This window comes from Aquicoccus sp. SU-CL01552 (assembly GCF_040365005.1).
GTDB lineage: Bacteria > Pseudomonadota > Alphaproteobacteria > Rhodobacterales > Rhodobacteraceae > Antarcticimicrobium.
This window is the reverse complement of the sequence record NZ_BAABWV010000009.1, coordinates 133,643-146,254: the sequence shown is the minus strand read 5'-3', so window position 1 is coordinate 146,254 and position 12,612 is coordinate 133,643. Positions and strand designations below refer to the sequence as shown.

Genomic DNA, 12,612 nt, shown 5'->3' with positions numbered 1-12,612 from the left:
GACCGGCCTGTCCCGCGCGCCGACCCGGGCGCGCGGCGCGGCCTTGCGCGAAAAGGGCAGGGTCTCGCCATGTTTCGGCCCGCTTGCTATGGTCTGACAGCGGGCGGACTTCAGGGAACCGGGCAGGCAGGACCATGCGGAACAGGATGATTTGGGCGTTGGCTCTGGTCGCGATCGAACTGGTTGCGATCGTCGTGGTGTTCCAGGTCCTGTCCGATTTCGAATGCCGCCAGACCGGATTTGAGCTGGCCTGTCGCGGCCTGCGCGGCACGGCGCTGCGCGGGCTTTGCGTGGTGGCGGGATTGGCACTCGTGCTGGGGTTGCGCGCCGAGCTGCGCCGCGACCTCTCTGCGCGGATCGAGGCGACCCGGGGCCGGACCGGCTGGGCGCTGCTGCACGGGCTGGGGCTGATGCTGATCTTCCTGCCCTGGCTGGCCAGCGGCGCAGAGATGCACCGCGCCGGGTTCGGCCTCTTCCTCGCGCTGATGGGCGGGGGCGCCACGCTGGCCGCACTGGGCGGGCTGCTCTGGCTGATGGCGCCGCGCGACTGGGCGGGCTGGCTGCGCGTGGGGGGCAACGGCGTGCTGGCGATGCTGGTCGTGGCCGCGCTGATCCCCGACCTCGCCGATGCGCTCGGTTTTGCCTGGAGCACCGACGCCCTGCTGATGTCGACCTTTTACGGGGTGGCGATCCTGCTGACGCTGACCGGCCAGAGCGTGTCGATCAACATGACGCCCCCCACCATCGGCACCAACGGGTTTTACGCCGAGATCGCCTCGTCCTGTTCCGGCATCGAAGGCTTCGCCCTGATCGCCGGTTTCATGGCGATCTATGCGCTGTTGATGCAGGGCAGCCTGCGCATGGAGCGCTATTGGCTGGTGGTTCTGCCGGCGGCGCTCGTGGTCAGCTGGGTCTTCAACATCCTGCGCATCGCCGGGCTGATCCTGATCGGGGCGCATGCCTCGCCGTCGCTGGCCGTCAACGGGTTTCACAGCTTTGCCGGCTGGCTGTTCTTCACCGTGCTGTCGCTGGGCATCCTGACCGTGGTGCAGGGGCTTCCGTCGCTGCAACGTGCCGGCGCCGAGATCCGGACCCCCGCCCTGACCGGGGATGCCACGGCGGCCCGCATCGTGCCCTTCATCGTCTTCATGCTGTCGGGGCTGGTGGTCAACGCCTTCTGGCAGCAACCCGCACTCGGCTTTCCGCTGCAGGCGGCGATGATGGCCGGCGCGCTCTGGCTGTTCCGGGCGCCGATCCTCGCATTGGCGTGGCGGGTCGATCCGGTGGCGCTGCTGGCCGGGCTGGTGGTCGGTGCGGGATGGATCGTGCTGGCGCCCGCAAATGCGGACCCGCTGCCGGGGCTTGCCGCCATGACCCCTGCCACTTTCGCGCTCTGGGCGGTGATCCGGGTGCTGGGCACCTCCGTGCTGGTGCCCGTGATCGAAGAGGCCTTCTTTCGCGGCTACCTTCTGGCGCGGTTCGATAGCGGTTCCTGGCAGATGCGGCTGGCCGCGATCATCATCTCGAGCCTCGCCTTCGCGCTGCTGCACGGCCGCGTGCTGGAGGCCGGCGCCGCAGGGGTGATCTTTGCGCTGGTGATGCTGCGCCGGGGCCGGCTCACCGATGCGATCCTGGCCCATGCAACGGCAAACGCCGCGGTGGCAGCCGCGGCGTTGGTCACTGGTGATTGGTCGCTGATCTGAGGACGGTTTGCGCCGGGCTCAGTTGCTGCGGTTGCGACGGCGCTTGATTTCCCAGGCCAGCGCCAGCGCGGCACCGACAGCGGCCAGCGCCAGCAGTCCGGTCGAGGCGTCGATCTCGGGCACGCGCGAGCTTCCGCCGCCGCCGCCACCACAGTTCCAGCCCAGCCGGGTTCCCAGCCAGCCGCAGCCGCGAGATTGCGCCGAGGCCGAAACGGCCGACATCAAAAGCGCCGCAGTCGATGCGGCAAGGGTGAGTGAACGACGGTACATGGCAGAAATCCTCCGGATCAAAATGACCGTGAGAATATGGCAGAAGAAGTGGAGAATCGCAAAAGAAGTTTAAAAATGGCAGTAATCTGCCGCCAGTTTCGGCTACAATCCCGAAAATTTCGTCGAACTGTCGAGGGATCGTGGCGAATTGGGGGCGAGGACGTGGACGGCACCGCGTGACGTCGCGGTGCCCGGTCCGCTATTCGGCGGCTTTCAGGGGTGGCCTGCCGGGGCGGGTGGCGCTGTCGTCGCCATGCCCGGGTGCCGCGCTGCCGTCGTCCCACAGGATCTCCGTCGCCTTCAGCTTGCGCGCCGAGCGGTTCAGCCGCATGTCGCGGGCGATCCGGCTGGAGCGTCCGGCGGTAAGCCGCGCCAGCATCCGGCCGATCCACCCCGCATAGGTCGTCACCCAGACCCGCAGCGCCAGCAGCGACGGCGTCACCACCAGCGTCAGCACCGTGGCGATGCCCAGCCCGAACACCACCGCCGTCGCCAGCTGCTTCCACCACAGCGCGGTCGGGCTGTCGATGGAATAGCCGCCGCCGATGAAATCGAGCGAGAGGCCGAACATCATCGGCGTCAGCCCCGCCATCGTTGTGATCGTGGTCAGCAGCACCGGGCGGATGCGCGCTTCTGCCGTGCGCACGATTGCCTCGATCCGCGGCATGTAGCGGGAATACTCCTGGTAGGTGTCGATCAGCACGATGTTGTTGTTCACCACGATCCCGGCCAGCGCGACGATGCCGGTGCCGGTCATGATGATCGAGAACGGCTGCTGCATCACCATCATGCCGATCAGCACGCCGGTGGTCGACAGCACCACCGCCAGCAGCACCAGAACCGAGTTGTAGAAACTGTTGAACTGCGCCAGCAGGATGATGAACATCAGCCCCAGCGCGGCCAGGAACGCCTTGGACAGGAACGCCTGGCTCTCGGCCTGCTCCTCGCGGTCGCCGGTCCATTCCCAGGTGACATCGGCGGGGAAGGGGGCGCTCTCCAGCCAGCCGGTCAGCATGGCGACCCGTTCGTTGGCGTTGATCGGGGCAAGCCGCGCCGCGCCCTCTGCCAGCGCCTCCCGCACCGCCGCGAAGCTTTCGGCCCCGGTCAGTGCAATCACCTCGTAGCGGTCGCCGGCGGTCTCGATCACCTCGCCCCCCGAGGAGATCCCGGTTTGCAGGCTGTGCACCGCCGCCAGCCGCCGCTCGTTGCCGGTCTCGGGGTGGGTGTCGATGATCTTGAACAGCCCCGCCTGCACGTCCGCCTTCACGTCGAAATAGCGTTGCTGGTCGACCCGGCTGATCGTGGCCACCTTCTGCACCGGCCTGCGGCTGACGAAATTCGACAGCGGCACCAGCCCATCGCCGGTGCGCACCTTCAGCGTGTCCAGCGTGCTCAGGACCCGGTCGGCGCGCGGCAGCCGCACGCGGATCTCGATCTCGTCGTCGCTGCTGTCCACCCGCATGGTGTCCAGCAGGATGCCGCGCGTCACCAGTTGCACCATCGCGCCCACCGTGGCGACATCGGCGCCAAAGCGGCCGGCCTTTTCCACGTCGACGTCGATCTGCCAGTCGATGCCGGGCAGGGGCAGCGAATCCTCGACCTTGATCAGCCCCGGCGTGGCGTCGAACACGGCCCGCGCCTGCGCCGTGGCGGCGGTCAGCGTGGCCCAGTTGTCGCCCTTCAGCCGCAGATGCACCGGCTTGGCCGAGGCCGGGCCGCGCCCGAGCGCCACCACCTCGGTCTCGAAACCCGGCAGCCTGTCCAACTCGGCGGTCAGCTGGTCGAGGACGAAATCGCCGTCGAATTCGGGCGCCGTGACCTGCCGCTCGAACCTTCCGTCGCCCCAGCTTTGCGTGACGGTCGGGCGATCCTCCCACGGGATGATCTCGAACTGGATCTGGCCCACCGTGTCGGGCGGCAGTTGTGCGCCGCCGGTGTTCTGGTTCAGCCCGCCGTCCCCGGCAAAGGAGAACACGTTGATCACCGCCGGATGCGCCATCACCACCTGCTCGGCCTGGCGCACCATCGCGTCGGTCTCGGCCAGCGAGACGTTGCCGCGCGCCCGCACATAGACGGTGGCTTGCTCGGGTTCGGATTCGACAAAGAACTCGACGCCGCGCGAATTGGCCGGAAACAGCACCGCTGCGACATAGAACACCCCGGCGAACACGGTGCCGACGGCGACGATCGGCATCACCGGGTTGCCGGCAATGGCATAAATCGCCCAGCCGAACAGCGTATGCCTGTTCTGCCGCGCGACCCGGCGCGGCGGACGTTCGATCCGGGCCGCGCTCAGGGTGATCGAGGCGGCAAAGGCGGCCAGCAGGAACAGCACCGCACCGATCAGCGACCCGATCACCGGCGGCATTTGCGCCGCCGCGCCCGGGATCAGGTAGGCCGGGTTAAGCACCTGCATCGCGCCCAGGAACATGGAATACAGGGCCACCGGAACCAGCGCCGCCCGCACCACCCAGGGCAGGCTCGCCCGCAGCCGTTCGGACGTGTGGGAAAACCCGCGCGACATCCGCCCGGTCACCCCGCCCATCACCGGCAGGTAGACCAGCGCCACCACCAGCGAGGCCGACAAAACGAAGATCAGCGTCACCGGCAACATGCCCATGAACTCGCCCGGCACGCCGGGCCAGAACAGCATCGGCAGGAAGGCGCAGAGCGTGGTCGCAGTCGAACTCACGATCGGCCAGAACATCCGCTGCGCCGCGTCGACATAGGCGTGCATCGGGCCGACGCCCTCGGTGATGCGCTTGTCGGCGTATTCCACCACCACGATGGCGCCGTCGACCAACATCCCCACCGCCAGGATCAGCCCGAACATCACGATGTTCGAGATCGACACCCCCATCGCCGCCAGCAGCGCAAAGCACAGCAGGAACGAGGTCGGGATCGCGAACCCCACCAGCAGTGCCGCGCGGCTGCCCAGGCTCGACAGCACCACGATCATCACCAGCGCGATCGCGGTCAGCACCGACCCCTCGAGCTGGCTCACCATCGAGCCGACGACCCGGCTCTGGTCGTTCGAGGTGCCGACCTGGATCGCGGCGCGCAGCTCGGGCGGCCACTTGGCGCGCGAGGTTGCCAGCGTCTGCTTCACGAGGTCCACGGTGTCGATCAGGTTGTAGCCCTTGCGCTTGACCACCTGCAGCGCGACCGTGTTCTCGCCGTCGAACCGCGCCGTGCCGGCGCGATCCTCGAAGGTATAGTTGATCTGCGCCAGCTCCCCCAGCGTGACCACCCGGTCGCCGTTGGTCTTGATCGGCAGGTTGTAGACATCCTGCGGGCTGTCAAAGGACGAGGGGATCTTGACCGAAAAGGTGCCCTGGTCGGTCTCCACCTCGCCGGCGGCGATCAGCTGGTTGTTGTTGCGCACCACGTTGATCAGCTCGCCGGCGGTGACGTTGTAGGATTCCAGCCGCAGAGGGTCGATCACCACCTCGAGCATCTCGTCGCGGTTGCCGGCGATCCCGGCTTCGAGCACCGGGTCCAGCGCTTCGAGATCGTCCTGCAACTGCTTGGCGATGCGCGCCATGGTGCGCTCGGGCACCGCGCCGGTCAGGTTGACGATGACGATGGGAAATTCGGAAAAGTTGATCTCGGTCAGGGTATATTGCTCGGCACCGTCGGGAAAATCGGCCTGGGCGGTATTCATCGCGTCGCGCACATCCGCCGTGATCGCGGTCTTGTCCCAGCCGAACTCGAACTCCAGCGCCACGCCGGCATAGCCCTCGGCGGCGGTCGCCGTCATCTTGTCGAGCCCGTCGAGGTCGGCCAGCTCGGTTTCCATCGGTTTGACCAGTAGCGTCTCGGCATCCTCGGCGGAAATGCCGGGAAACATAACCGAGACGAACAGCGCCGGGATCTCGATGTCCGGTTCGCCCTCCTTGGGCAGGCTGGTGTAGGCATAGCCGCCCACGAGGATCGAGATCACGATGAAGGCGATGACCATCCGCGCCCGGGCGGCGGCCCAGTCGACGATGCCGGTCATTGCGTGACCTCGCGATAGCTGGGCGCCACCTGCACCCCCGCGGTGACGAAATCCTGCCCGACCACGATGATGTCGGCCTGCTCGGGCAGCCCGCCCAGCCAGACGCCGTCGACCGTGTCGCGCAGCAGCTCGACCGGCTGGAACCCGACCACGTCACCGGGCAGCACCACGCGCACGCCCAGCGTGCCCTCGTTGTTCAGGGTCAGCGCCGATTGCGGCACCCTGTGTGCCAGCGCGCCATCGGCCGAGATGCCGATGCTGGCGGTCTGGCCGTCGCGGATGGTCAGGTCCGGGTTGGGCACCGTGATCTCCACCTCGAAGGTGCGGGTGGTCGGATCGGCCGAGCGGCTGAGAAAAGTCACCTTGCCGACGACTTCCTCACCGGTGGCCAGCCGGGCCTGCGCCATGGCCCCCAGCGCCACGCGGGCGACCTGCGTTTCGGGGACATAGCCCACCACCTTGATCGGGTCGAGCTGGATCACCTCGGCGCAGAGGCTGCCGGGCTGCATCAGGCTGCCCAGTTCGGCGGCGTCGGATTCCAGCAACCCCTCGAACGGGGCGGTGATGGTCAGCCGGGAAATCTCGCGCTCGGCGGCGGCGACGGTCGCCTGCGCCGCCTCGATGCCCGACCGGGAGGCCTCGACACCGGCCTCGGCCGAGGCGATGGCGGCCTCGGCGCCGCGCACCCCGGCGGCGCGGGCCAGAAGGGTGGTCTCGGCGGTGTATCCGCCCGCGTTCAGTTTCGAGGCGGCGTTGTAGTTGATCTGCGCCTCCTCCAGCATCGCCTTGGCCTCCTGCAACCGCGCCTCGGCCTCGGGGACGCGGGTCCGCGCCTCGGCCAGCGCCGCGCGCGCCTGCGCCAGCGAGGCCTCGCGGGTGCCGGGGTCAAGCTTGCAAAGCACGTCGCCCGGTTCGACGAAGGCCCCCTTGCGCAACGGCTCCGAGATCACCGCCCCGGTGGTCTCGGCGCGCACCTGCACCTGCCGCACCGCGCGGGTCTCGCCGCGCAGCAGAACCGCGCTGTCGATGGTCCGGGCCTGCGAGCGCACCACCACGACGCCCACCGCCCCGGCGCCCTCGCTCTCCGTGCTCCCGTCCGGTTCGGTCGCAGGGGCCTCGGTCGCAGCGGCCTCTGCCGCCTCGGCGCCAACCTCCGCGCCACGGGCAAAGCCCAGCAGCCGGTCGCGCTGGAACACGGAGAGGTACAGCACGGCGGTCACGAGGATCGCGGTCAGAACGGGGACAAGTCGCATCGCAGGGTCTTTCGGTTTTCTCGGCCAGTACCGCCAAGGCTCTTCGATCAAGGCATGAGATGGCGCGCAGCACCCCGTTAGTCTAGCCCGCTTCAGGCGCATCGCACCCAATTCTTGCAAATCAGCACCACAACGGCGGCGTTTTTTCAATGTTTCCGGCCCTTGGCTTGTGGTGGCATGCGGGGTAATAGGGGGCAAATCGCCCGATCGGGCACCGTCCGGTCTTGCCCTGTCGGGCCGGTTCGGGGCGGGCCGCGGGGCATTCATCAACGGCGGACCCGACCGTTCGGTCCGGAACCGCCCGCAGAACCGGGCCCTCGAACAGGGCCGGGGAACAGGGCCAGGGGGCAAGGCATGAGCGACGCCGACAGTTTCATCGACGAGGTGACCGAAGAGGTCCGCCGCGACCGGCTTTTCCGGCTGATGCGGCGCTATGGCTGGATCGCTGCGGTGGTGATCGTGGCGGTGGTTGCCGGCGCGGCCTACAACGAATACCGCAAGGCGCAGGCGACCGCCTCTGCACAGGCCCTGGGCGATGCCATGCTCGCCGCGCTGGCCAATGACGCCCCGGACCAACGTGCCGAGGCGCTGGCCGGGATCGAGGCCGACAGCCCCGGTGGCGAGGCGGTGCTCGACTTCCTGACCGCCGCCGCCCGCGCCGAGGCCGGCGAGATCGAGGCGGCGGTCGCCGACCTGCAGGATATCGCCCGCAACGGCGACCTGCCCGGGATCTACCGCGAGATCGCGCAGTTCAAGGCGCTGACGTTGCAGGCCGAAACCCTGTCCGCCGACGACCGCCGCCTGCAGTTCGAGGCGCTGGCACAGCCGGGCAAGCCGTTGCGGCTGCTGGCCGAAGAGCAGTTGGCCCTGATCGACATCTCCGAGGGCGAGACCGAGGCCGCCCTCGACCGTCTTCAGGCGATCCTGCAGGACGCCGAGGCCGATGCCGGCTTGCAGCAGCGCGCCAGACAGGTCATCGTGGCGCTTGGCGGCACGCCGGCCCCGGCGCTCGGACAGCAGCAGGGATAAGGCGCGCGCCGGAAATCGGAACGGTGCAAGGGGCACCAGACCCGGGCAGACGGCACGCGGGCAGAACACAGATAGAACGACGCAGATAGAACACGGACAGAACGACAGGCACCCTGAGATGAGCACAGCGTTTTCCTTCTCGCGCACCGGTCTGGCCCTTGTTGGCGGCGCGGTGCTGTTTCTGGCCGGGTGTTCCGAGCCGGAAGTGATCCTCCCCGGCGAGCGTGAGGATATCCACCCGGTGACCGAGGACCGGCTTGCCGCCGACCTCTCCGGCAATACCGCCCGGGCGATCCGCCTGCCGCGCCAGACCTCCAACGCCGAATGGACCCAGGGGCAGGGCACGCCGGCCTTCCGCGTGTCGCACCCGGCGCTGTCCGCCGCGCCGGCACTGGCCTGGTCGGTGCCGATCGGTTCGGGCGACAGCCGCCGCCAACGCATCACCGCCACGCCGGTGGTGGCGCAGGGGTTGATCTATACACTCGATTCGGCGGCCCGCGTCTCGGCCGTCACCCGCGACGGTACGCTGGCCTGGAGCGCCGACCTCACCCCGCCCGAGGATGACGAGGGGCAGGCCACCGGCGGCGGCATCGCCTATGACGACGGCACGCTCTACGTCTCTTCCGGCTACGGGTTGCTCACCGCGCTCGACGCCCGCACCGGACAGCAACGCTGGCAGCAACAGCTCGACGCCACCGGCTCGGGCCGGCCCACCGTCTACAAGGGGATCATCTACCTGGTCGCCGGCGACGACACCGGCTGGGCGATCAAGGCCAAGGACGGTCGCGTCGCCTGGCAGATATCCGGCACCCCCAGCGTCGCCAACGTCCTTGGTGCGCCGGCGCCCGCGCTTACCCCGGAACTGGCGATCTTCGCTTTCGGCTCGGGCGACCTGATGGCCACCTTCCGCCGTGGCGGTCTGCAGCGCTGGTCTGCCACGGTCGCGGGGCGGCGCAAGGGCCGGGCGCAGGCGTTGATCATGGATGTCACCGGCAGCCCGGTGGTGGTGGGAAATCGCGTCTATGCCGGCAACCAGGCCGGGCGCACCGTGGCCTATGACCTTGAGACCGGCGACCGCCTCTGGACCGCGCGCGAGGGCGCGCTGGACACGGTGCAACCGGCCGGCGACAGCGTCTTCGTGATTTCCGATCGCAACCAGTTGGTGCGCCTCGACGCCCGCGACGGCAGCACCGTCTGGGCGGTCAACCTGTCGGACCTGCGCAACCCCACCTCGCGCAAGCGCGGCGCCGTCTTTGCCAACTATGGCCCGATCCTGGCCGGCGGGCGCATCGTGGTGGCCTCCAATGACGGCTATCTGCGGTTCTTCGACCCCGAGGACGGCAGCCTTGCCGGCTCGGCCGCGGTGCCCGATGGCGCCACCACGGAGCCGGTCGTGGCCGGGGGCACCCTCTACGTCGTCAGCACCGCCGGTGAACTGCACGCTTTCCGTTGACGTTCAGATGCGCTAAGGGGCGCATCTGAGTTTTCGAAAGTTCAAGGTCCATGTCCTTCACCCTCGCCATCGTGGGTCGGCCCAATGTCGGCAAATCCACCCTGTTCAACCGTCTCGTCGGCAAGCGCCTTGCGCTGGTCGATGACCAGCCGGGCGTCACCCGCGACCTGCGCGAGGGCGAGGCGCGGCTGGGCGACCTGCGCTTTACCGTGGTCGACACCGCCGGGCTCGAGGATGCCACCGACGACAGTCTCCAGGGCCGGATGCGCCGGCTGACCGAGCGGGCGGTGGACATGGCCGATGTCTGCCTGTTCATGATCGATGCCCGCACCGGCGTCACCCCCATCGACGAGATGTTCGCCGATATCCTGCGCAAGCGCTCGGCGCATGTGCTGCTGGCTGCCAACAAGGGCGAGGGCAGTGCCGCCGATGCCGGTGTGATCGAAGCCTATGGCCTTGGACTCGGTGAACCGATCCGCATGAGCGCCGAGCATAACGAGGGGCTCAACGACCTCTACGCCCAGCTGATGCCGCTGGCCGATGCCTTTGCCGAGCGCGCCGAGGACCACGCCCCCGAGGTCGAGGTCGACCTCGACGAGGACGCGGATTTCGACGACGACGAGGACGGCGTCTCCCGCACCCCGGTTCCGACCGCTGCCAAACCGCTGCAGATCGCCGTGGTCGGCCGCCCCAACGCGGGCAAGTCGACCCTGATCAACAAGATCCTCGGCGAGGAACGCCTGCTCACCGGCCCCGAGGCCGGCATCACCCGCGACGCCATCTCGCTCAAGATGGAATGGGACGGCACCCCGATTCGAATCTTCGACACCGCCGGCATGCGCAAGAAGGCCAAGGTGCAGGAGAAACTGGAAAAGCTCTCGGTCTCGGACGGGCTGCGCGCGGTCAAGTTCGCCGAGGTGGTGGTGGTACTGCTCGACGCCGCGATTCCCTTCGAACAGCAGGACCTGCGCATCGCCGATCTGGCCGAACGCGAGGGCCGCGCCGTGGTCGTCGCCGTCAACAAGTGGGACGTGGAAGAGTTCAAGCAGGAGAAACTGCGCGATCTCAAGGAATCGTTCGAGCGTCTGCTGCCGCAATTGCGCGGCGCGCCGCTGGTCACGGTCTCGGCCAAGACGGGCAGGGGGCTCGACCGGCTGCACGACGCCATCCTGCGCGCCTATGACATGTGGAACCGCCGCGTCTCCACCGCCCGCCTCAACCGCTGGCTCATCGGGATGCTGGAACAGCACCCGCCGCCCGCGCCGCAGGGCAAGCGGATCAAGCTGCGCTACATGACCCAGGCCAAGACCCGGCCGCCGGGATTCGTGGTGATGTGCTCGCACCCCGACAAGATGCCCGAAAGCTATTCGCGCTACCTGGTCAACGGGCTGCGCGAGGATTTCGACATGCCCGGCACCCCGATCCGCCTGACCCTGCGCGGGCAGGGCGACAAGAACCCCTACAAGGGCCGCAAGAAGGCCCAGCCGAGCAAGCTGAAAAAGCACCTGAAGTAGGGGGCCTTGCCGCCGACGTGTCGCGAAGAGGGCCGCACCCGACCACGCGCGACCTTCACGCCTACCTCCCCCGTCACACCTGTCATCCCCGCGAAAGCGGGGATCCCGCAGCCCCACCATCACCGCCGACAGCTCCCCGCCTGCGCGGGGATGACAGGGCAGGGGAACGCCATCCGACCGAAATCAACCCTTGTCTTGTGCGGTCAAGCTGCTAAGTCGCCGCTCTCTGCCATCATCTCCCCAGAGCCGGAGGCGCGGTCCGCAATGCAAACGCCCTATTACCTGATCGACAAGGCGCGGCTGCTGCCGAACATGGAAAAGATCGCCCACCTGCGCGAGACTTCCGGCGCCCGGGCGCTGCTGGCGCTGAAATGCTTTGCCACATGGTCGGTCTTCGACATGATGAGCGACTACATGGACGGCACCACCTCCTCCTCGCTCTATGAGGTCAAGCTGGGGCGCGACAAGTTCCAGGGCGAAACCCACGCCTATTCCGTCGCCTGGGCCGACCACGAGATCGCTGAGGTGCTGGCCAATTCCGACAAGGTGATCTTCAACTCCACCGGGCAACTCTCCCGCTTCGAGGAGGTCAGCCGCGCCCACACCCGGGGTCTGCGCGTCAATCCCGGCGTCTCGACCAGTGATTTCGACCTCGCCGACCCGGCGCGCCCCTTCTCGCGCCTCGGCGAACATGACCCCAAGGTGATCGAACCCGTCGCGGACCTGATCAGCGGCTTCATGTTCCACAACAACTGCGAGAACGCCGATTTCGACCGTTTCGACGCCATGCTGACCCGGATCGAGGCCCAGTTCGGCCCGCTGATCAAGCGCATGGAGTGGATCTCGCTCGGCGGCGGCATCCACTTCACCGGCGAGGGCTATCCGCTCGACCGCCTTGCCGAACGGCTGAAACGCTTTGCCGGCGAGAACGAGGTGCAGGTCTATCTCGAACCGGGCGAGGCCGCGATCACCAATTCCACCACGCTCGAGGTCACCGTTCTCGACACGCTGTTCAACGGCAAGCACCTCGCCATCGTCGACAGCTCGATCGAGGCGCATATGCTCGATTTGCTGATCTACCGCGAATCCGCCAAGATGGAGGAGCGCGGCGATCACCAATGGATGGTCTGCGGCAAATCCTGCCTCGCCGGCGATATCTTTGGCGAGTTCCGATTCCCGCAGCCGCTGAAATCCGGCGACCGGCTCTCGATCCAGGACGCTGCCGGTTACACGATGGTCAAGAAAAACTGGTTCAATGGCGTCCAGATGCCGGCCATCGCGATCCGCGAGCTTGACGGCAGCACCCGGCTGGTGCGCGACTTTACCTATGCGGATTTCACGGCGGTCCTGTCGTGAACCCCTGACACCGAAAGACTACCCAACCCGAACA

At 67.8% G+C, this 12,612-nt stretch carries 8 protein-coding genes; 5 read left to right on the top strand and 3 right to left on the bottom strand.

The genetic code is table 11. The annotated features are described in order from the left end of the window. Positions 1–134 precede the first annotated feature (134 nt). Positions 135–1,703, top strand: a complete 1,569-nt coding sequence (gene xrtE, locus ABWV23_RS12135; protein ID WP_502901651.1) for an exosortase E/protease, VPEID-CTERM system — start codon at positions 135–137, stop codon at positions 1,701–1,703. An 18-nt stretch (positions 1,704–1,721) separates the two neighbouring features. On the opposite strand, the gene ABWV23_RS12130 is transcribed toward xrtE, so the two are convergent. The 3 genes from ABWV23_RS12130 to ABWV23_RS12120 all read right to left on the bottom strand — a co-directional run bounded on the left by ABWV23_RS12130 (position 1,722) and on the right by ABWV23_RS12120 (position 7,226). Beyond that, complete coding sequence (locus ABWV23_RS12130; RefSeq protein WP_353348043.1) at positions 1,722–1,973, bottom strand: VPEID-CTERM sorting domain-containing protein; 252 nt, start codon at positions 1,971–1,973, stop codon at positions 1,722–1,724. Between the two features lie 199 nt (positions 1,974–2,172). Further along, the gene (locus ABWV23_RS12125) at positions 2,173–5,973 is read right to left on the bottom strand and encodes an efflux RND transporter permease subunit (RefSeq protein ID WP_353348041.1); all 3,801 of its coding nucleotides are present in this window, start codon (positions 5,971–5,973) and stop codon (positions 2,173–2,175) included. Continuing rightward, positions 5,970–7,226 (bottom strand): efflux RND transporter periplasmic adaptor subunit, encoded by a 1,257-nt coding sequence (locus ABWV23_RS12120; RefSeq protein ID WP_353348039.1) that lies wholly within the window; start codon positions 7,224–7,226, stop codon positions 5,970–5,972. Before ABWV23_RS12120 ends, ABWV23_RS12125 begins: the two co-directional genes overlap by 4 nt. A gap of 354 nt (positions 7,227–7,580) precedes the next feature. Between ABWV23_RS12120 and ABWV23_RS12115 the strand changes: the two genes are divergently transcribed. The 4 genes from ABWV23_RS12115 (at position 7,581) to ABWV23_RS12100 (ending at position 12,578) form a co-directional block, all read left to right on the top strand. Next, the gene (locus ABWV23_RS12115; protein ID WP_353348037.1) at positions 7,581–8,255 is read left to right on the top strand and encodes a tetratricopeptide repeat protein; all 675 of its coding nucleotides are present in this window, start codon (positions 7,581–7,583) and stop codon (positions 8,253–8,255) included. Positions 8,256–8,373: 118 nt separating this feature from the next. Further along, positions 8,374–9,708 carry a PQQ-like beta-propeller repeat protein gene (locus ABWV23_RS12110; RefSeq protein WP_353348035.1) on the top strand — a complete coding sequence of 445 codons (1,335 nt, stop codon included), beginning with the start codon at positions 8,374–8,376 and terminating at the stop codon, positions 9,706–9,708. Between the two features lie 50 nt (positions 9,709–9,758). Beyond that, positions 9,759–11,222 (top strand): ribosome biogenesis GTPase Der, encoded by a 1,464-nt coding sequence (der, locus tag ABWV23_RS12105; RefSeq protein ID WP_353348033.1) that lies wholly within the window; start codon positions 9,759–9,761, stop codon positions 11,220–11,222. A 264-nt stretch (positions 11,223–11,486) separates the two neighbouring features. Beyond that, positions 11,487–12,578: a carboxynorspermidine decarboxylase gene (locus ABWV23_RS12100; RefSeq protein ID WP_353348031.1), complete on the top strand. Its 1,092-nt coding sequence runs from the start codon at positions 11,487–11,489 to the stop codon at positions 12,576–12,578. Positions 12,579–12,612: the final 34 nt, after the last annotated feature.

Bases quoted from the DNA above. Each gene is read 5' to 3' on its own strand.
- ABWV23_RS12100 (WP_353348031.1), top strand. From the start codon at position 11,487: ATGCAAACGCCCTATTACCTGATCGACAAGGCGCGGCTGCTGCCGAAC.
- der (WP_353348033.1), top strand. From the start codon at position 9,759: ATGTCCTTCACCCTCGCCATCGTGGGTCGGCCCAATGTCGGCAAATCC.
- xrtE (WP_502901651.1), top strand. From the start codon at position 135: ATGCGGAACAGGATGATTTGGGCGTTGGCTCTGGTCGCGATCGAACTG.
- ABWV23_RS12115 (WP_353348037.1), top strand. From the start codon at position 7,581: ATGAGCGACGCCGACAGTTTCATCGACGAGGTGACCGAAGAGGTCCGC.
- ABWV23_RS12110 (WP_353348035.1), top strand. From the start codon at position 8,374: ATGAGCACAGCGTTTTCCTTCTCGCGCACCGGTCTGGCCCTTGTTGGC.
- ABWV23_RS12125 (WP_353348041.1), bottom strand. From the start codon at position 5,973: ATGACCGGCATCGTCGACTGGGCCGCCGCCCGGGCGCGGATGGTCATC.
- ABWV23_RS12130 (WP_353348043.1), bottom strand. From the start codon at position 1,973: ATGTACCGTCGTTCACTCACCCTTGCCGCATCGACTGCGGCGCTTTTG.
- ABWV23_RS12120 (WP_353348039.1), bottom strand. From the start codon at position 7,226: ATGCGACTTGTCCCCGTTCTGACCGCGATCCTCGTGACCGCCGTGCTG.